This window comes from Fulvimonas sp. R45, from assembly GCF_030504985.1.
Lineage (GTDB): Bacteria > Pseudomonadota > Gammaproteobacteria > Xanthomonadales > Rhodanobacteraceae > Rhodanobacter_A.
Window position 1 is genome coordinate 98,905 of record NZ_JASERU010000008.1, and the last position, 19,335, is coordinate 118,239.

At 72.2% G+C, this 19,335-nt stretch carries 16 protein-coding genes; 13 read left to right on the forward strand and 3 right to left on the reverse strand.

Going from position 1 to position 19,335, the window contains the following annotated elements; all coding sequences use genetic code 11:
- Positions 1 to 32: 32 nt before the first annotated feature.
- Together QMK61_RS09745 and gshB are read right to left on the reverse strand one after the other, a co-directional pair.
- Positions 33 to 896 (reverse strand): energy transducer TonB, encoded by an 864-nt coding sequence (locus QMK61_RS09745; RefSeq protein WP_302072008.1) that lies wholly within the window; start codon positions 894 to 896, stop codon positions 33 to 35.
- Entirely contained in the window at positions 893 to 1,855 is a 963-nt protein-coding gene (gene gshB / locus QMK61_RS09750; protein ID WP_302072009.1) for a glutathione synthase, read from the reverse strand. Before gshB ends, QMK61_RS09745 begins: the two co-directional genes overlap by 4 nt.
- Before the next feature lie 331 nt (positions 1,856 to 2,186).
- Between gshB and QMK61_RS09755 the strand changes: the two genes are divergently transcribed.
- The 7 genes from QMK61_RS09755 (at position 2,187) to QMK61_RS09785 (ending at position 13,916) form a co-directional block, all read left to right on the forward strand.
- On the forward strand, positions 2,187 to 2,588 hold the full coding sequence (locus QMK61_RS09755) for a response regulator (protein WP_302072010.1): 402 nt from the start codon (positions 2,187 to 2,189) through the stop codon (positions 2,586 to 2,588).
- A 32-nt stretch (positions 2,589 to 2,620) separates the two neighbouring features.
- A complete protein-coding gene (locus tag QMK61_RS09760) occupies positions 2,621 to 2,992 on the forward strand; it encodes a response regulator (RefSeq protein ID WP_302072011.1) in 372 nt (123 codons plus the stop codon).
- Positions 2,993 to 3,003: 11 nt separating this feature from the next.
- The gene (locus tag QMK61_RS09765; protein ID WP_302072012.1) at positions 3,004 to 3,546 is read left to right on the forward strand and encodes a chemotaxis protein CheW; all 543 of its coding nucleotides are present in this window, start codon (positions 3,004 to 3,006) and stop codon (positions 3,544 to 3,546) included.
- 112 nt (positions 3,547 to 3,658) lie between these two features.
- Positions 3,659 to 5,695 (forward strand): methyl-accepting chemotaxis protein, encoded by a 2,037-nt coding sequence (locus QMK61_RS09770; RefSeq protein ID WP_302072013.1) that lies wholly within the window; start codon positions 3,659 to 3,661, stop codon positions 5,693 to 5,695.
- A gap of 72 nt (positions 5,696 to 5,767) precedes the next feature.
- Entirely contained in the window at positions 5,768 to 11,752 is a 5,985-nt protein-coding gene (locus QMK61_RS09775; protein ID WP_302072014.1) for an Hpt domain-containing protein, read from the forward strand.
- Positions 11,749 to 13,428: a chemotaxis protein CheB gene (locus QMK61_RS09780; protein ID WP_302072015.1), complete on the forward strand. Its 1,680-nt coding sequence runs from the start codon at positions 11,749 to 11,751 to the stop codon at positions 13,426 to 13,428. The genes QMK61_RS09775 and QMK61_RS09780 overlap by 4 nt, the downstream gene beginning before the upstream one ends.
- Positions 13,425 to 13,916: a chemotaxis protein CheW gene (locus tag QMK61_RS09785; protein WP_302072016.1), complete on the forward strand. Its 492-nt coding sequence runs from the start codon at positions 13,425 to 13,427 to the stop codon at positions 13,914 to 13,916. Before QMK61_RS09780 ends, QMK61_RS09785 begins: the two co-directional genes overlap by 4 nt.
- Before the next feature lie 100 nt (positions 13,917 to 14,016).
- Here the strand turns inward: QMK61_RS09785 and QMK61_RS09790 are convergent, their stop codons facing one another.
- Complete coding sequence (locus QMK61_RS09790; protein WP_302072017.1) at positions 14,017 to 14,754, reverse strand: 16S rRNA (uracil(1498)-N(3))-methyltransferase; 738 nt, start codon at positions 14,752 to 14,754, stop codon at positions 14,017 to 14,019.
- A 153-nt stretch (positions 14,755 to 14,907) separates the two neighbouring features.
- On the opposite strand from QMK61_RS09790, the gene QMK61_RS09795 reads away from it, so the two are divergent.
- The 6 genes from QMK61_RS09795 to mazG all read left to right on the forward strand — a co-directional run bounded on the left by QMK61_RS09795 (position 14,908) and on the right by mazG (position 19,278).
- Entirely contained in the window at positions 14,908 to 15,234 is a 327-nt protein-coding gene (locus QMK61_RS09795) for a hypothetical protein (RefSeq protein ID WP_302072018.1), read from the forward strand.
- 260 nt (positions 15,235 to 15,494) lie between these two features.
- The gene (gene gspN, locus QMK61_RS09800) at positions 15,495 to 16,280 is read left to right on the forward strand and encodes a type II secretion system protein N (protein WP_302072019.1); all 786 of its coding nucleotides are present in this window, start codon (positions 15,495 to 15,497) and stop codon (positions 16,278 to 16,280) included.
- The gene (locus tag QMK61_RS09805) at positions 16,277 to 17,065 is read left to right on the forward strand and encodes an inositol monophosphatase family protein (protein ID WP_302072020.1); all 789 of its coding nucleotides are present in this window, start codon (positions 16,277 to 16,279) and stop codon (positions 17,063 to 17,065) included. Before gspN ends, QMK61_RS09805 begins: the two co-directional genes overlap by 4 nt.
- Positions 17,066 to 17,090: 25 nt before the next feature.
- A complete protein-coding gene (nudE, locus tag QMK61_RS09810) occupies positions 17,091 to 17,651 on the forward strand; it encodes an ADP compounds hydrolase NudE (RefSeq protein WP_302072021.1) in 561 nt (186 codons plus the stop codon).
- A complete protein-coding gene (gene cysQ / locus QMK61_RS09815; RefSeq protein ID WP_302072022.1) occupies positions 17,648 to 18,469 on the forward strand; it encodes a 3'(2'),5'-bisphosphate nucleotidase CysQ in 822 nt (273 codons plus the stop codon). The genes nudE and cysQ overlap by 4 nt, the downstream gene beginning before the upstream one ends.
- Positions 18,466 to 19,278: a nucleoside triphosphate pyrophosphohydrolase gene (mazG, locus tag QMK61_RS09820; protein WP_302072023.1), complete on the forward strand. Its 813-nt coding sequence runs from the start codon at positions 18,466 to 18,468 to the stop codon at positions 19,276 to 19,278. Before cysQ ends, mazG begins: the two co-directional genes overlap by 4 nt.
- Positions 19,279 to 19,335 lie beyond the last annotated feature (57 nt).

Consider the following 19,335-nt stretch of genomic DNA (forward strand, 5'->3'; position numbering starts at 1 on the left):
AGCCAGTCCGGCGCCGGCGCGCCGTCGGACGTTCAGCGATTGCGCAGCACGTTGCCGGGCAGGAACTGCCAGGTGCGGGTGATGTACAGGATGTCCACGCGCTGCTTGTCGGCCGGCAGCGGCGGGAACGGAGCGGCCAGCCGCACGATGTTCTCGGCGGCCTTGTCCAGCAGGGGGTGGCCGGAGCTGCGGATCACGTCGATGCTGTGCACGCTGCCGTCGCGGTTCAGGCCCACGGTGAGTTCGAGGTCGCCGTGCAGGTTGCGGCGGCGCGCCTCCTCCGGATAGTTGAGGTTGCCGATGCGCTGGATGCGGTCGACCCAGCCGCGCATGTAGGCGGCATAGGCGTATTCGCGCGTGCTGGCGGAGATGAACTTCTTGTGCGGGCGCTTGGCGTAGGCCTCGGTCTGGTCGCGCACCTCGGCGGCGAGCTGGGCCATCTCCTGCTGCCGGCGCAGCTCCGCGGCGTCGGCGCTGTCGGGCGTGTCGCGCTCGGGGTGGTCGTTGTCGCTGTCCACGGTGAAGCCGGCGGCGCCGGTGCTGGTGACCAGGCGCTGCGGGGTGGCCGTTTCCGGCTTCGGCGTGCTGGCGGCGACCGGCCGCGGCGCGGTGCCGGGGTCGGGCTTGGGCAGCAGGCCGGAGAACAACTGCGAGGGCCGCGCCGCCTTGTCGCTGTCGCCGCCGCCCTGGTTGTTCGCCTGGGCCAGGAAGTCGGCCTTGTCCGGCGCCTGCCGGTTGGCCACGTCCACCAGGGTCACGTCCATGGTGGGCAGGCCGGGCGCGGACTTGGCGAAATGGAAGGTGATGCCCAGCAGCAGCACGCCGTGCAGCAGCAGCGAGAACAGGATCGTGGCGCCGATCGGGTCGGGGTTGGGGCGGGCCGCGGCGGTGTTCAAGCAGGGTTTTTCTCGATGGCGTCGAACAGCAGACCGGCGATATTAAGCCCGAACTGCGCGTCCAGTTCGCGGGCGCAGGTCGGCGATGTGACGTTGATCTCGGTGAGGTAGTCGCCGATCACGTCCAGGCCGACGAAGCGCAGCCCGCGCCGGCGCAGCTCGGGCGCCACCTGGGCCGCGATCCAGCGGTCGCGCTCGCTGAGCGGCACGCCCTCGCCGCGGCCGCCGGCGGCCAGGTTGCCGCGGAACTCGTCGCCCTGCGGGATGCGCGCCAGCGCGTAGGGCACCGGCTCGCCGTCGATCAGCAGGATGCGCTTGTCGCCCGCGCTGATCGCCGGGATGAACTTCTGCGCGATGGCGAAGTGCCGGCCTTCGCCGTGCATGCCGCCGGCCAGCAGGGTCTCCAGCATGGAGTTGAGGTTGCTGTCGCCGGCCCTGACCCTGAAGATGCCGCGCCCGCCCATGCCGTCCAGCGGTTTCAGCACCGCCTCGCCGCATTCGGCCACGAAGCGGCGCAGTTCGCCGGCATCGCGGCTGACCAGGGTGGGCGCGATGCACTGCGGGAACTCCAGCGCGAACAGCTTCTCGTTGCAGTCGCGCAGGGCCTGCGGGTCGTTCACCACCTGCACGCCGCCGCGCTGGGCCGCGCCCAGCACCATGGTGTCGTAGACGAATTGCGCGTCCACCGGCGGATCCTTGCGCATCAGCACCACGCCCATCTCGCGCAGGTCGCGCCAGGTGGGCTCGCCCAGGGTGAACCAGTCGCTGCGGCTGTCGCGCACTTCGAGCGGCGCCAGCCGCGCGAACGGCGCGCCGTCGCGCAGGGCCAGGTCGCCCTGTTCCATGTAGAACAGCGCGTGGCCGCGCCGCCGGGCCTCCAGCAGCATGGCCAGGGTGGTGTCCTTGGCGGGCTTGATGGCGCCGATGGGATCCATCAGCACCGCGGTCGAGAGGGCCATCGCAGATCTCCGTTGCCGGCGGTCCGGGGCGACGCGCCGAACCGTGGATGTTCGCCGAGGCAGTCCCGCGCGGCAAGGGAAGCCCGATTTCGCGACCTGCGGCACGCCTCGCTGTTGCCACGGCGCAGGCGAGCCCGGACAATGGCTTGGCGTCGGATCGTCCTTGACGGATGGGCGGTCAGGCAGTAAACAGCAACGCCAGAGGCGTCCCGGCAGGCAACGAGGACGCCCGCAGGGTTTGCGGATCCGTTTTTTCATCTGCGCAGGCTGTTGGCCGCTGGCCACGGCCCTGCGCCGCACCTGAGCCTGGGCAGGTCGCAGGGGGGGTTGAGTGAACTTGAACGTAGGCAACAACGGCCTGGCCGGTCTGAAGGTCATGGTGATCGACGACTCCAAGACCATCCGCCGCACGGCGGAAACCTTGCTGAAGAAGGAAGGCTGTGAGGTGCTGACGGCCGTGGACGGCTTCGAAGCGCTGGCTAAGATTTCCGACCAGAAGCCCGCCGTCATCTTCGTCGACATCATGATGCCGCGCCTGGACGGCTACCAGACCTGCGCGCTGATCAAGAACAACCCCCAGTTCCGCGCCACGCCGGTGATCATGCTGAGCTCGAAGGACGGGCTGTTCGACAAGGCCCGCGGCCGCATCGTCGGCGCCGAGCAATACCTGACCAAGCCGTTCACGCGCGACGAGCTGCTTGGCGCCATCCACCGCCATGTCAGCACGGTTTGAAGCCTGTGACTGCAGCGTCTGAAGGGGGACCTGTGGCCAATATCCTCATCATCGACGATTCGCCGACCGACGTTCGCGTGTTCACCACGCTGCTGGAGCGTGCCGGGCATGTCGTACAGTCCGTGGGCAACGCCGAGGAGGGCATCGAGCGCGTGCGTGCGGAGCAGCCGGACCTGGTGATCATGGACGTGATCATGCCGGGCATGAACGGTTTCCAGGCCACCCGCACGCTGAGCCGCGACCCGGCCACCGCCGGCGTTCCGATCGTGATGATCTCCACCAAGTCGATGGAGACCGACCGCGTGTGGGGCTTGCGGCAGGGCGCCAAGGCCTTCATCACCAAGCCGGTGAACGAGAAGGAACTGCTGGCCTGCATCAACGACCTGCTGCCCAACGCGGCGTGAGGGAGGCGGCGATGAACGACAGCGCGCTTTCCCCGTTCGAGATCCTGGCCCGCTACGAGCGGCTGTCGCTGGCCCATGCCTCCGGCACGCCGGAGAAGCTGGAAGCGCCGGGCCTGTGGCGCGGCATCGGCTTCCGCGCCGGCAGCCGCACCTTCGTCAGCGCCATCGACGAGATCAACGAACTGCTCGCCGTGCCCGTGCTCACCCCGGTGCCGGGCACGCTGCCCTGGCTGCTCGGCGTGGCCAACGTGCGCGGCAACCTGGTGCCGGTGGTGGACCTGGGGCGCTTCCTGTTCGGCGAGCGCACCGCCACCACCGAGCGCACCCGCCTGCTGGTGGTGCGCCAGGGCGGCGGCAGCGTGGCGCTGATGGTGGACGAGGTGTTCGGCCAGCGCACGGTGGACGCCGAGCAGCACCGCGACGCCGAGCGCGAGGACGACCCGCGCCTGTCGCGCTTCGCGGAGGAGCGGGTGGCGGTGGACGAGCAGCGCTTTGCGCTGTTCAGCATGAACAAGTTGGTGCGGGCGCCGGATTTCCGCCAGGCCGCGGCCTGAGGCGCACGCGAACGCATGGCCGGCGCCAGCCGTGGCCGGGGATGGGGCGGCATCGCCCCGGGCCGACGCGGATGGCTTGCGCGGCATTGGCAGTAACGGGTGAGGTGAGCACATGAGCACAACAGGGGGCGTCGGCAAGGAACGGGGCTATACCGGCCTCATCGTCTTGCTGGTGGCGGCGATCGGTTTCGCGGCGCTGGACTTCTACTTCCTCACCGTGAAGAGCGGCGAGGACCGGCAGGCCGTCGCGCTGACCACGCAGATCCAGGTGCTTTCGCAGCAGACGGCGAAATACGCCATCGAGTCCTCGGGCGGCAACGCCGGTTCGTTCAGCGAGCTGGAAGGCGCGCGCGACGCCATCGACTCGGCGGTGCAGCGCCTGATCAAGGGCGACGCCAAGAGCGGCATGCAGCCCTATGCCGACAAGGCGAAGCTCAGCACCCCGGCCGGCCGCGCGGTGACCCGCCTCGACGAGGCGTGGAGGAAGCTCAACGACGACATCGGCAAGATCCTCTCCAACAAGGCGGTGGTGCTCGATTCGAGCCAGCGCGCCGACGACCTGTCGCGCCAGTTGCCGCTGCTGAACTCCGAGATGGAGCAGGTGGTGAACATCCTGCAGCAGCGCAAGGGCAGCGCCGACCAGATGCTCGGCACCTCGCGCCAGATGCTGCTGGCCGACCGCATCATCCGCCGCGTGCAGGAGGTGCTGCAGGGCGGCGACTCCGAGCAGGCGGCCGCCGACGGCCTGTCGCGCGACGCGCAGTCCTACGGCGAGGTGCTGAAGGGCCTGCTGGACGGCAACACCGCAATGGGCGTGCAGGAGATCCGCGACGCCAACGCACGCAAGATCATGCAGGGCATGCAGGACAGCTGGAACAAGCTGAGCGACCCGCTGGCCAAGCTGACCGCCGCCGCCACCAACATCGCCGAGGTGAAGAGCGCCGGCAACCAGGCCTCGCTGGACTCGCAGAACGTGCTGCTGCGCGCCAACGAGCTGGCCGACCAGATCGGCAAGCTGCCGGTGCGCCGGATCTTCCCGAACGTGTGGTGGGGCGTGATCGGCGCGGTCGGCGCGGTGGCCTTCGCGCTGCTGCTGGTGTTTGCCCTGGTGCGCGACCAGCGCCGCCGCTTCCAGGAGTCCACCGAGCTGAACCAGCGCAACCAGGAGGCGATCATGCGCCTGCTGGACGAGATGGGCTCGCTGGCCGAAGGCGACCTGACCGTGAAGACCACCGTGTCGGAGGACATCACCGGCGCGATCGCGGACTCGGTGAACTACGCCATCGACGAGCTGCGCACCCTGGTGACCACCATCAACGAGACCTCCGAGCAGGTGTCCTCGTCGGCGCAGGAAACCCAGACCACCGCGCGCCACCTGGCCGACGCGGCGCAGAGCCAGGCGCAGCGGATCAGCACGGCGACCTCGGCGATCAACCAGATCGCCAGCCTGATGGACAACGTGTCGAAGGACTCGGCCGAGTCGGCCGACGTGGCCGAGCGCTCGGTGCAGATCGCCTCGCGCGGCGCCGAGGTGGTGCGCGAGACGATCTCGGGCATGGACTCGATCCGCGATCAGATCCAGGAAACCTCCAAGCGCATCAAGCGCCTGGGCGAGTCCTCGCAGGAGATCGGCTCGATCGTGGAACTGATCAACGACATCGCCGAGCAGACCAACATCCTGGCCTTGAACGCGGCCATCCAGGCGGCCTCGGCCGGCGAGGCGGGCCGGGGCTTCGCGGTGGTGGCGGACGAAGTGCAGCGGCTGGCGGAACGCTCCGCCAGCGCCACCAAGCGCATCGAGACGCTGGTGCAGACGATTCAGTCCGACACCAACGAGGCGGTGAACTCGATGGAGCAGACCACCGCCGAGGTGGTGGCCGGCGCGCGCAAGGCCGAGGACGCCGGCAGCGCGCTGGGCGACATCGAGCGCGTGTCGCACGACCTGTCGTCGCTGATTCAGAACATCTCCACCGCGGCGCGGCAGCAGTCCGCGGCGGCGACCGACATCTCGCAATCGATGAACGCGATCCAGGAAATCACCTCGCAGACCTCGCAGGGCGCCAGCCAGACCGCCGAATCGATCGGCTACCTGGCCCAGCTCGCGAGCGACCTGCGGCGTTCGGTGGCCCACTTCAAGCTGCCGGGCTGATCACAGTGACACGACAGGGGGCAACCTCGACGGTTGCGCGATGCGCTGCGGCGCAGCCGTTGTGAGGGGCGCATGAGACTTCAAGACCACATCGATTTCACCACCCTGCAGTGGGTCAAGCCGGAGCTCGACGAGACGCTCGGGATCGCCCGCCAGGCGCTGGAGTCCTACGTCGACAACCCGGGCGACCGCGGTGTCATGCGCGCCTGCGCGGAACACCTGCACCAGGTGCAGGGCACGCTGCGCATGGTCGAGCTGTACGGCGCGGCGATGGTCGCCGAGGAGATGGAGGCGCTGGCCAGCGCACTGCTGGAAGGCCACGTGGCCCAGCGCGAGGAGGCCTACGCCGCCCTGATGCGCGGCCTGATGCAGCTGCCCGACTACCTCGAGCGCCTGTCCAGCGGCCACCGCGACGTGCCGGTGGTGCTGCTGCCGCTGCTCAACGAGCTGCGCGCCAGCCGCGCGCAGGAAGCATTGACCGAGGCGGCGCTGTTCACGCCCAACCTGGACGCTCCGCTGCCGCCGCAGGCGCCCGCCGCCGCCAGCGCGGCCGACGCCGCGCACCACCGCGGCGAGATCGCCGAGCTGCGCCTGCGCTTCCAGCAGCAGTTGCTGGCGTGGTTCCGGGGACAGGGCGCGCAGCAGCAGCTCGCCGGCATGCGCAACACCCTGCAGGCCATCGCCGCGCGCTGCGCCAGCGTGCCCGGCCGCCGCCTGTGGTGGATCGCCGCCGGCGTGCTGGAAGGCCTCGACCAGGGCATGCTCAAGAGCCAGGCCGGCGAAGTGCGCCAGCTGATCGGCAAGGTCGACCGCAGCATCCGCCAGCTGATCGAGCACGGCGAGGAAAGCCTGCGCGGCGGCGACGCCGACGACCTGGCCCGCAAGCTGCTCTACATCGTGGCGCAGGCCAAGCAGCGCAGCCCGCAGATGGCGCAGCTGGCGCAGGCCTACGGCCTCGACGGCCTGCTGCCCGACGCCGGCGAGCTGGAACACGCGCGCGGCTCGATGGCCGGCCACAACCGCGCCCTGCTGGACTCGGTGGCCAAGGCGCTGAAGGACGACCTGCTGCGGGTGAAGGACGCGCTCGACCTGTTCCTGCGCCAGCAGGACGCCGACCCGTCGCAGCTGGCCGGGCAGACCGAGGTGCTGGACCGTGTCGGCGACACCCTCGGCATGCTGGCGCTGGCGGTGCCGCGCCGGGTGGTGACCGAGCAGCGCCGCGTGCTGGCCGACATCGCCAGCCGGGTGCGTCCGGTCGACGAGGAGACCCTGCTCGACGTCGCCGGCGCGCTGCTCTACGTCGAGGCGTCGCTGGACGACCACATCGAGAGCCTCGGCGCCGAGGGCGGCCACGTCGACGAGGCCCCTGCCACGCTGCTGCCGCGCAGCGAAGCGCGCCACATTCTCGCCACCCTGATGCGCGAGGCGATCGCCAACACCGGCAAGGTGAAGGACGCCATCGTCGCCTTCGTGGAATCCGGCTGGCAGCACGCCCCGCTGGCCGACGCGCCGGCGCTGATGGACGAGGTGGCCGGCGCCATGCGCATGCTGTCCTCGCCCCGGCCGGGGCAGATCGCCGAGGGCATCGGCCGTTTCGTCGGCAACGAGCTGCTGGCCGACCAGCGCGTGCCCAGCAGCACGCAGATGGACCAGCTCGCCGACGCGCTCGCCGCGCTGGAGTATTACCTCGAGGCCGCGCGCGAGCACCGCGGCGGCCTGGAACACATCCTCGACGTGGCCGAACACAGCCTGGGCGAACTGGGCTACTGGCCGCCACCTGCGGCGCGCGAGCCGGCCGAGCCCCTGGCCGCGTACGAGCCGGCGCCCGCGGCGCCGGCGCCGGCCGAGACGCCCGCGTTGTCCGAGACGGTCAGCCTGGCCGACGGCCTCGACCCCAGCGCGCTGTTCCTCGGCGACAGCCGCACGCCGGAACCCGAATCGCACGACGTCGCCGGCCTGCACCTGGTCGAGACCGAGGCGCTGGCGCCGCCATCCGCGGCCGCCGCGGAGCCGGACGACTGGGTCGAGATCGAGGAGGAAGTCGTCGAGCAGGTGCCCGCCGCCGACCCGCTGGCCGCGCAGGCCGGCTTCCAGTCCGGCACCGACGGCATCGACGACGAGATCCGCGAAATCTTCCTGGAGGAAATGCAGGAGGAGATCGCCAACCTCGAGTCCAGCGAGAAGGCATGGCTCGCCGCCCCCGAACAGCTCGCCCTGCTCACCCCGGTGCGCCGCTCGTTCCATACCCTCAAGGGTTCCGGCCGCCTGGTCGGCGCCAGCGTGCTGGGCGAGTTCTCCTGGAAGGTGGAGGACATGCTCAACCGCGCGCTGGACGGCAGCATCGCGCCGCACGAAGGCGTGCAGGCGCTGGTGCGCCATGCCATCGCGGCGCTGCCCCAGTTGCTGGCGGCGCTGAAGGGCGAGGGCACTCCCGCCGCGCCGCTCGGCGCGATCATGGAAACCGCCGAGCGCGTGGCCAGGGGCCATGCCGAGGCGCGGGTGGAGGACCTCGCCGGCGCGTTGCAGACCGTGCGCCGCACGGTCAAGCGCCGCGTGCCGCGCGTGCAGGCGGCCGCCGACGCGGTGCCGGCCGCCAGCCTCGCCTCGATCGAGACCACGCCGTACGACGACGTGCCGTTCGCGACCGAGGCGCTGCCCGGCCCGGCGCTGCCGCCGGTGGACCCGGTGCTGCTGGAAATCCTGCGCAGCGAAGTGGCCCAGTACCTGCAGACCATCCGCGCCGCGGTGGCCCGCGCCGCCGGCGAACTGCCGGTGGACGACGGCCTGCTGCGCGCCGTGCACACCCTGCATGGCGCCATCGCGATGGTCGACATCCCGCTGCTGACCCAGCTGCTGTCGCCGCTGGAAAGCCTGCTCAAGCGCCTGCGCGGCGCCGGCCACGCGCTGTCGCCCGAAGGGGTGAGCCTGCTGGGCCAGAGCGCCGACGTGGTCGACCGCGTGATGGCGCAGTTCGATGCCGAGCGACCGGAGCTGCCGTCGGTCGACGCGTTGATCGCCCGCCTCGTCGAACTGCGCGACCGCGAACCGGAGCCGCAGGTGGCGCACGCGGTGTTCGGCCCGCACGAACCCGACGCCGACGCCGAGGCGGCGCCGGCCACGGCGGACGCCGGTCCGGCCGCGGAAGGCGGGCCGGTGGACGAGGCGGAGCCGGCCATCGAGGCCGAAGCGCACGCGCCGCCCACCGCGGCCCCCGCCACCAGCGAGGAGGATGCGGCCTTCGCCGCGCTGCTCGCCAGCATGCACGAGTCGCTGGACACGGAACCGGTCGTGCCCGCCGCACCGGCGGAAGCCACCGCGCCGGACATGTCGCCGGCGGCGGACGCACCGGAACCGGCCGAAGGCATCGCCGGCGATGCGGACCTGCCGCACGCCGTCGCCGACACCCGCCACGACGATGCGGAAGCCGTGTTCCATCCGGAGCCGGCCGCAGACGAGCCCGCGGCCGCCCTTGCCCACGACGCGGACGAGCACGAGGCCGAAGCGGCACCGCCGCCCGCGGACGACGACGTCGCCTCGGCGGCGGACGAAGCCGCGGCTTCGGCGGGGGCGCCGGTCGCGCCGGCTGCCGTCGAGGCTGCGCCGGCCGATCCGGAACCGTGGTTGGAGGCCGCCCCGGCCATCGCCGGTCCGCCCGTCGCCGCGGCGCCTTCCGTCGCCCCGGTCGCGCTGCCGCCGGAGCACGGCGCCGAGGCCGACTTCAGCCACGTGGATCCCGACCTGCTGGAGGTGTTCGGCGAAGAGGCGCACGAGATCCTCGACCAGGCCGACGGCGTGCTGGCGCAATGGCACGCCGAGCCGCACGAGTCGGCGCACGTGGCCAGCCTGCTGCGCGCCCTGCACACGCTCAAGGGCGGCGCGCGCATCGCCGGCCTGGCGCCGGTGGGCGACCTCGCCCACGCCATCGAGACGGTGCTGGAGCACCCGCCCGAGGCGGGCTCGGCCGAGTCGATGTCGCTGATCGCCACGCTGGAAGCCGCCTTCGACCGCCTGCACGGCCTCGTGCAGCGGGTGACCCGCGGCCAGTCCATCGTCTACCCGCAGGCGCTGATCGAGCACCTGCAGTCGTGGTCGGGCCATGCGCCCGCGGTCCCCGAAGGCGGCGCGCCCGTCGCCGCACCGGAAGCGGAACTGCCCGCGCTGCTGCCCGACGAGCCGGCGTCGCACGAACAGGCCGGCGCGCCGCAGGAACAGATCCGCGTCCGCGCGGAACTGCTCGACAGCCTGGTGAACCACGCTGGCGAGGTGGCGATCTACCGCTCGCGCCTGGAACAGCAGGTGGCCGGCTACCGCTTCAACCTGGTCGAGCTGGACTCCACCGTGCAGCGCCTGCGCAGCCAGCTGCGCATGCTGGAGATCGAGACCGAGGCGCAGATCATCGCGCGCTACCAGCGCGAGCACCGCGAAGCCGGCATGGCCGTGTTCGACCCGCTGGAGCTGGACCGCTTCTCGCAGCTGCAGCAGTACTCGCGCGCGCTGGCCGAGTCGGTGTCCGACCTGGTGTCGATCCAGAGCATGCTGGACGAACTGACCCGTCAGGCCGAGACGCTGCTGATCCAGCAGTCGCGGGTGAGCTCGGAGCTGCAGGACGGCCTGCTGCGCACGCGCATGCTGCCGTTCGACACGATGGTGCCGAACCTGCGCCGCACGTTGCGCCAGGCCGCGCAGGAAGAGGGCAAGCACGCCCAGCTCTACGTGGAAGGCGCGCACGGCGAAATGGACCGCAACCTGCTCGACCGCATCAAGGCGCCGTTCGAGCACATGCTGCGCAACGCGGTGGCGCACGGCATCGAGTCGCCGGACGAGCGCCGCAAGGCGGGCAAGCCGGCCGAGGGTTCGGTGCGCATCCGCGTGGCGCGCGAGGCCACCGAGGTGGTGGTGCGCGTCAGCGACGACGGCCGCGGCCTCGACCGCGAGGCGATCCGCGCCCGCGCGATCGAGCGCGGCCTGCTGCGCGCGGACGCCCGCCCCGGCGACGAGCAACTGCTCGGCCTGATCACCCAGCCCGGCTTCTCCACCGCCAGCACGGTCACCCAGCTGGCCGGCCGCGGCGTGGGCATGGACGTGGTGGCCAACGAGATCAAGCAGCTCGGCGGCTCGCTCGCGATCGACTCGCAGCCGGGCAGGGGCACCACCTTCGTGCTGCGCCTGCCGTTCACCCTGGCGGTGACGCAGGCGATCCTGGTGCGCATCGGCGAGGCCACCTTCGCCATCCCGATGACCTCGGTGCAGGGCGTGGCGCGGATCGGGCCGGACGAACTGGCCCGCCGCATGGCCGAGCCGGACCCCTCGTTCGACTACAACGGCGAGCGCTACGGCATCCACGACCTGGCCGAGCTGCTCGGCCACGCCCCCGGCCATGCCTCCGACGAGGAGCAGCTGCCGCTGCTGCTGACCCGTTCCGGCGACCTGCGCGCGGCGATCCGCATCGACGCCGTGATCGGCTCGCGCGAGATCGTGGTCAAGTCGGTCGGCCCGCAGGTCAGCTCGGTGCCGGGCATCCTCGGCGCCACCATCATGGGCGACGGCTCGGTGCTGATCATTCTCGACCTGGCGCCGCTGGTCCGCCACGGCGTCAGCCGTCGCGAGCAGCGCCTGGCCGAGGGCCTCGAGGTCGTGCACATGCCGGCGGTCGAGGTGGAGCGCGTGCAGCCGCTGGTGATGGTGGTCGACGACTCCATCACCATGCGCAAGGTCACTGGCCGCGTGCTGGAGCGCCACGAGTACGAGGTGGTCACCGCGAAGGACGGCGTCGACGCGCTGGAGAAGCTCAACGAACGCGTGCCCGACCTGATGCTGCTCGACATCGAGATGCCGCGCATGGACGGCTACGAGCTGGCCACCCACATGAAGGCCGACCCGCGCCTGCGCCACGTGCCGATCATCATGATCACCTCGCGCACCGGCGAGAAGCACCGCCAGCGCGCGTTCGACATCGGGGTGGATCGCTACCTCGGCAAGCCCTACCAGGAAGCCGACCTGCTGGGGCAGATCGTCGAGGTGCTGGAACAACGACAGGCCATGGAAGCCGGACGATGAACGAACCGACCCGTACCGCCGTCGCCCTGCTGTTCGACGATGCCGACCTGGGCGGCCAGCTACGGGCCGCGCTGGGCGAACGCGGCGCCCGCATCGTGCACGAGGGTGCGCTGGACGGCTTCGACCCGGCGCGCCTGGCCGAGGCCGACGCCGACGTGGTGGTGGTGAGCCTGGACGACGAATCCGGCGACGACGCGCTCGACCGCCTTTCCGCCATGTTCGACGGCGACCGGCCGCGGGTGGTTTTCAACGACGCCGGAGCCAGCCGCGGCCTCGACGGCTGGGATCGGGCGCGCTGGGCGCGCCACCTCGCCGCCAAGGTGCTGGCGCAGGGCGATGTCGACCCGCCGCGGCCGCAGGACGCGCGCGCGGTCGAGGTGGAAACGGCGGCGCCTGCTTCGGCGCCGGTCGAACCGGTGGCCGTGGCCGCGTCTCCGGTGGCCGCGGCATTCGGCGACGAGCCCGTCATGGACGAATCGGCGCTGCCGCACGACGAGGTGCCGCCGGAGCAGGCCGCCGCCGAATCGGAAACGTTGGCCGCCGAGCTGGAAGCGTTGCTCGCCGCCGATGCGCCGATCGAGCCGGAGCAGGAAGCCAGCGGCCCCGGCCTCAAGTTCGTCGAGGATGCCGCGCTGCCGCCGCTGTTCGACGGCGACTTCGCCGCATCCGCCATCGCAGAGGACGCCGCCGGCTACACCGCCGCCGATGCCGCCGCCCTGGACGCCGGCGAGGCCATGCCGGTCGCGCCGGTGCCCGCCGCCGGCTTCCGCACGGACCACCTGTCGCTGGCCGAGCCGGACGATGGAGCCGCCGCGCCCGTCGCCGCCCCGGCGCATGCCGCGCCGACGCCGCCCGCCGCGCCGTCCTGGGCGCTGCTGGACGACGACGCGCCGGTGGCGCCGTCGCCGTCGCGGCCGGCGCCGGACGACTTCGGCATCCAGAAGATGAGCGCCGCCGATTTCCTCGCGCCCGAGGCGGGCGACGGCGACGCCTCGCCGATCGAGCCCGGCCTGAGCCTGGAACTGGTTTCCCTCGAGGAGGCCATCGCGCCGCAGGACTACGTTCCCCACGAGATGATGCTGGACGACCTGGGCGCCGCGCTGGGACGCCTGGTGGTGCTCGGCGCCACCACCGAGGGCACCGCCTCGGTGTGCGCGTTCCTGTCCGCCTTGCCGGCCGGGCTGCGCGCCACCGTGCTGCATACCCAGCACCTGGCCGGCAAGCCGGCCGACGGGCTGGTCGAGTATTTCGCCGAACATTGCGCATTGCCCGTGCGGCAGGCGCGCTCCGGCATGCGCGCCCGCGTCGGCGAGGTGCTGGTGGTGCCCACCGACCAGCAGGTGCGCCTGCTGCGCGACGGCAGCGTGGACCTGCAACCGGTGGGCGAGCATGCCGCGCACGCGCCCTCGATCGACGCCAGCTTCACCATGGCCGCCAACGTGTTCGGCCGCGACGCGCTGGCCATCGTGTTCGCCGGCAGCTCCACCGACGCGGTGGGCGGTTGCCAGGCCATCCACGACCGCGGCGGGCGGGTGTGGGTGGAAAACTCGCCCGGCGAGCACTACGACGACATGGTCGGCGGCGTGATGGCCGAACGCCTGTCCCAGTTTTCCGGCACGCCGCACGAGCTGGCGGCGCGCCTGGCCGAAGAGTTCCAGACGGAAGGTCGTCGATGAGCGAACAAGAACTGCCGCGCGAGATCCGCTGCGTGCTGGTGCCGGTGGGCAACCTGCGCCTGCTGCTGCCCAACGCCACCGTGGCCGAGGTGATCACCCTGCCCACGCCTGAGCCCGTCGACGGCGCGCCGGAGTGGCTGCTGGGCCGCATCGCCTGGCGCGGCTGGCGCGTGCCGCTGGTGTCCTTCACCCGGCTCGCCGGCGCGCAGGAGGGCGATGCCGACCTGGCCATGCGCGTGGCCGTGCTGAAGGCGCTGGGGGGCAACCCGCAGCTGCCCTTCGTGGCCGTGCTGACCCAGGGCTTCCCGCGCCTGACCACGCTCAACGCCGAGCTGGTCATCCCCACCCACGACGGCGCCCCGCTGCCCGCGGGCGTGAAGGCGCAGGTGCTGGTGCGCGACGACATGGCGGTGATCCCCGACCTGGAAGGCATCGAGGCCGAGCTGGCCGACCTGCTGGGGCTGGACGAGCAGGCCGGCGCCGCCTGAGAGCCTTTGAACAGGCTCCGAGCCGATATCGGCGAAGGACCGCTTCCGCGCACCGGTGTGGCGCGAAGCACGGATGGCGGATGCGCGAAAGCGCGCAGCCCTACTGGAAATCCCCGTGCAGCGCCTGCAAGGCCGCCAGCGCGGCCAGCCCGGCGGTCTCGGTGCGCAGGATGCGCGGGCCCAGGCGCAGGCCGGCGAAGCCGGCGACCTGCAGCGCGGCGACGTCGCGTTCGCCCAGGCCGCCTTCCGGTCCCACCACCAGCAGGCCGCCGCCGGCGCCGAAGCGCAGCGCGCCCGGTTGCCGCGTGGCCTCGGGCAGCAGGGCCAGGCGCAGGGCGCCGTCGCCGGGCAGCCCGTCCAGCCAGGCCTGCAGCGGCTGGGCGGCCTCCACCGCCGGGACGCGGACGCGGCCGCTCTGCTCGCAGGCGCTGGCGACCACCGCGCGCCAATGGGCCAGGCGTTTTTCCGCGCGGGCGGGGTCGAGCTTCACTTCGGAACGCTCGGTGAGCAGCGGCACGATGCGCGCCACGCCCAGCTCGGTGGCCTTCTGCACGATCAGGTCCATCTTCTCGCCGCGTGCCACGCCCTGGGCCAGGGTCAGCCGCAGCGGGGATTCGTTGTCGCGCGGGCAGGCACGTTCGACCCGTGCCGCGACCTCGCGCTTGCCGACGGCGAGCAGGATCGCCTCGTAGTCGCAGCCATCGCCGTTGAACAGCACCAGCGGATCGCCGGCGGCCATGCGCAGCACGCGCGCCACGTGCTCGGCGGCCTGGGCGGGCAGCGCCAGTTCGGCGCCGGCGGCGAGCGGCTGGTCGACGTGGATGCGGATGGTGCGCATGGAACGGCCGGATCGGTGCGGGCTCTCCAGCATAGCGCGCCGCACCGGCCGGACGCGCGCAGCGCCACCACTTGCACCGCCCGGCGTGCGGGCGGAGGATGGCGCCGTCATCGTGCGCGCTCGCCGCCTTCCCCATCGCGAGCGGGAGGTCCCATGCCCAGATTCGCATCCGCATCCCTGCTGCTGGCGGCGGGTTTCGCCGCGAGCGTCGCTTCGGCGCAGGACATGCCGCAACAGGCCAGCGGCCATGCCGCCGCGCTCCAGACCAGGCCGGCGCATAGGGGCGGAACGGCAGGATCGCGGCCGGGCGACCGCAACTGCCTGCGCGACACCGGCAGCCTGATCCCGGCCAGGCCCGGCCACTGCCTGCCGGTGGCGGGCCGCAGCTACAGCCAGGACGACCTGCGCCGCACCGGCCAGACCGATACCGCGGCCGCGCTGGGCCAGCTCGACCCCAGCATCGCCGTGCACGGTCACTGAGGGTCTGTTCACGATCTCCAGGCACCTTGCGCCGGGGGTTGTTTGCGCGCAGGCCAAGGAAGAGCGAGGGCGTGGACCTCCGTCCACGACGGAGCGATAACGCCGGCCTGCGGGCCAACAGGCCCGGCCCTCCGGGTTGGCCTCGCATGGCCGCCATGCGAGGCCAACGCGAGGTACCTGGAGATCGTGAACAGGCTCTAAGCTCTATCATCGATTCCTTGGCCGGCGCGCGTGCAGACCGGCGCCACGAGGATCGACGATTGAAAGCCCTGCGCATCGTGCTGGCCGGCGCGCTGGCCCTGCTGTCCGCGCTGGCGCTGCTGGCGTGGTTCCTGCCCGCGCGCTGGGCCCTGGCGGCGTTGCAGCCGCGCCTGCACGGCGTGCGGCTGGAACAGGTGTCCGGCCTGCTCTGGCACGGTCATGCGGGCCGTGTGCTGGATGCCGGTGGCGACGACCTGGGCGCACTGGACTGGACGCTGTCGCGGCGCGCTCTGCTGGGCGACCTGCGGCTCCGTTTCGCGCTGGACGGGCCGGGGCGGTCGATCTCCGGCGCGATGCGGCGCCTGTCCGCCACCGAATCGGCCTGGCGCGACGTGCGCGTGCAGGCCGATGCGTCGGTGCTGGATGGTTGGGTGGTGCTCGGCGGGCAGCGCTTGCATGGACGGCTAAACGTCCATATCGTGGACGCGCGGCTGCAGGGCTATTGGCCGATGCGGCTGCACGGCTCGGCGCAATGGCTGGACGGCGCGGTGGACGACGCCGGCCGCCGCGTTGAGCTGGGCGGTTTCCGGCTGGACGCGGACGGCGAAGGCGGCGTGCTGCGGCTGCACGCGGGCGACGATGGGCGCGGGCCGCTGCATGCCGACGGCCAGGCGACGCTGAGCCCGTTGGGCTGGCGCTATGCATTGACGCTGCAGCCGCGCACGGACGATCCCGCGTTGCATCGCTGGTTGCAGCGCTTCGGCCAGCCGGCACCCGATGGCTCCCTGCGCCTGCACGGCAGCGGCGGCCTTGCGAAAACCCTGTCCCGGATGGAGCGGCGATGAACCCGATGCAACTGGATGCGGCGCTGGCCGCGGCGCGCGAGGCGGCGCAGGCGGCGGCGGAGGTGATCCGCCACTACTGGAACCGTGGCGTGGAAGTGGAGATAAAGCAGGATGCCACGCCGGTGACGGTGGCCGACCGCGAGGCCGAGCGGGCGATCCGCCAGGTGCTGCACGCGGCGCTGCCCGGGGCGGCGATCTACGGCGAGGAGTACGGCCTGGACGGCGCGCGCGACGGCCTGCTGTGGCTGGTCGACCCGCTGGACGGCACCAAGAGCTTCGTGCGGCGCACGCCGTTCTTCTCCACCCAGATCGCGCTGATGGACCGCGGCGAGCTGGTGCTGGGCGTGTCCAGCGCGCCGGTGTACGGCGAGACGATGTGGGCGCGCGCCGGCGGCGGCGCCTGGCTCGACGGCGAGCGCGTGCGCGTGGCCGCCACCGCCGACATGGCGCAGGCCTCGATCTCGACCGGCAACGTGAAGACGCTCACCGGCGACGCGCGCTGGGCCGCGCTGGGCGGCATGATCCGCGACAGCAACCGCATCCGCGGCTACGGCGACTTCTGCCACTACCACCTGCTGGCGCGCGGCGGGCTGGACCTGGTGGTCGAGTCCGACGTGAACATCCTGGACGTGGCCGCGCTGGCGGTGATCGTGCGCGAGGCCGGCGGCGTGTTCACCGGCCTCGACGGCGCGCCGCCCACGCTGGAGACGTGCAGCGTGCTGGCCGGCACCCCGGCGATCCATGCGCAGGCGTTGCAGCGGCTGGCGTCGCCGGCCATCGGCTGAGCCGGCGGCGCGCTACAATCACGCGATGCCCACCAAGCCGCCCGTCATCCACGCCATCCGCGACGTCTCCGGCAGCAGCTTCATCCGCGCCGAGGAGGTCGACCTCGAATTCTCCAACGGCGAGCGCCGCACCTACGAGCGGCTCAAGGCCGGCGGCCGCGGCGCCGCCTTCATCGTGCCGATGCTGGACGACGACACGGTGCTGCTGGTGCGCGAGTACAGCGTGGGCGTGGACCGCTACGAACTGGGCATCCCCAAGGGCAAGCTGGACGGCGACGAGACGGTGGAGCAGGGCGCCGACCGCGAGCTGAAGGAAGAGATCGGCTACGGCGCGCGCGAGCTGCGCCTGCTCGGCACCCTCACCCTGTCACCCGCCTACATGACGCATAGGGCCTACGTGGTGCTGGCGCGCGATCTCTACCCCGAGCGCCTGCCCGGCGACGAGCCCGAGGAACTGGAAGTGGTGCCCTGGAAGCTGTCCGACCTGCATACCCTGATCGGGCGCGACGACGTCAGCGAAGGGCGCTCGATCGCCGCGCTGTTCATGGCGCGCGAATACCTGGCCGGCCGCTGGAAGCTGCCGTGAGCGGCGCCCCCGGGGATGGCCTGCTGCGGCAGGTGGGCGCGCTGGCCCGGCGCGCCGGCGAGGCGATCCTGGCGGTCTACCGCGAGGACTTCGACGTCGAGCTGAAGGACGACCGCTCGCCGCTCACCGCCGCCGACCTGGCCGCGCAGCAGGTGATCGCCGCCGGCCTGGCGCAACTGGATCCGGCGCTGCCGCTGGTGTCGGAAGAGGCCAGCCAGCTGCCATGGGAGCAGCGGCGGCAGTGGCCGCGCTACTGGCTGGTCGATCCGCTCGACGGCACGCGCGAGTTCGTCAAGCGCAACGGCGAGTTCACCGTCAACATCGCCCTGGTCGAGGACGGCCGGCCGGTGCTGGGCGTGGTGCTGGCCCCGGTCACCGGCGAGCTGTTCGCCGCCGCGCAGGGCGACGGCGCCTGGTGGCAGGCGGAGGAAGGCGGCGACTGGGAGCGCATCTCCACCCGCGCACTGGCGCAGCCGCCGCGCGTGGCGGGCAGCCGCTCCCACGGCGGCGCGCAGGAGGACACCCTGCGCCGCCTGCTCGGCGATGACTACGCGCTGCAGCCGCTCGGTTCCTCGCTGAAGTTCTGCCTGCTCGCGCGCGGCGGCGCGGACGTCTACCTGCGCCGCGGCCCCACCAGCGAGTGGGACACCGCCGCGGCCCAGTGCGTGCTGGAGCAGGCCGGCGGCGCGGTGCTCGACCTGCACGGCCGGCCGCTGCGCTACAACCGCGGCGAGTCGCTGCTCAACCCCGAATTCATCGCCGTGGGCGACGCCGGCCTGGACTGGCCCGCCCGCCTGCGCGACGCCGGCCTGCCATGAGCGACGACGCGCGCCGCGGCATCGACGAACTGCTCGCCATCATGGCGCGCCTGCGCGATCCCGATCGCGGCTGCCCATGGGACGTGAAGCAGGACTTCGCCAGCATCGCGCCCTACACCCTCGAGGAGGCCTACGAGGTGGTCGATGCGATCGACCGCGGCGACTTCGACGACCTGCGCGACGAACTGGGCGACCTGCTGCTGCAGGTGGTGTTCCACGCGCAGATGGCGCAGGAACGCGGCCTGTTCGGCTTCGACGAAGTGGCGCGCGCGATCGGCGCCAAGATGGTCCGCCGTCATCCGCACGTGTTCGGCGACGCGCAGTACGAAGACCTCGACGCCCAGGCGCGGGCCTGGGACGCGATCAAGGCCGCCGAGCGCGCCGCGAAGGGCGACGCGCACGACGCCAGCGCGCTGGCCGGCGTCTCGCGCGGCCTGCCGGAATGGAAGCGCGCGCAGAAACTGCAGCAGCGCGCCGCCGCGGTCGGCTTCGACTGGCCCGACCACCGCCCGGTGCTGGACAAGCTGGCCGAGGAACTGGACGAAGTGCGCGCCGAGTTCGACGCCGGCGCCGACCCGGCGCGGCTGGAGGACGAGATCGGCGACGTGCTGTTCGTGGCGGCGAACCTGGCGCGCCACGCCGGGGTGGATTTCTCGCGCGCGCTGCGCCACGCCAACGCCAAGTTCGAGCGTCGCTTCCGCCGCATGGAGGCGCTGGCCGCGGCCGGCGGCGCGCCCCTGGCCGGGCACGACCTGGCCGCTCAGGAAGCGTTGTGGCGGCGCGCCAAGGCCGAGGAAGCGGCCGGCTGAGTTTCCCGGCGCCCGGGCATGCAACCCTGCGCCGGCCGGGCGCATCCAAGCCCCGTC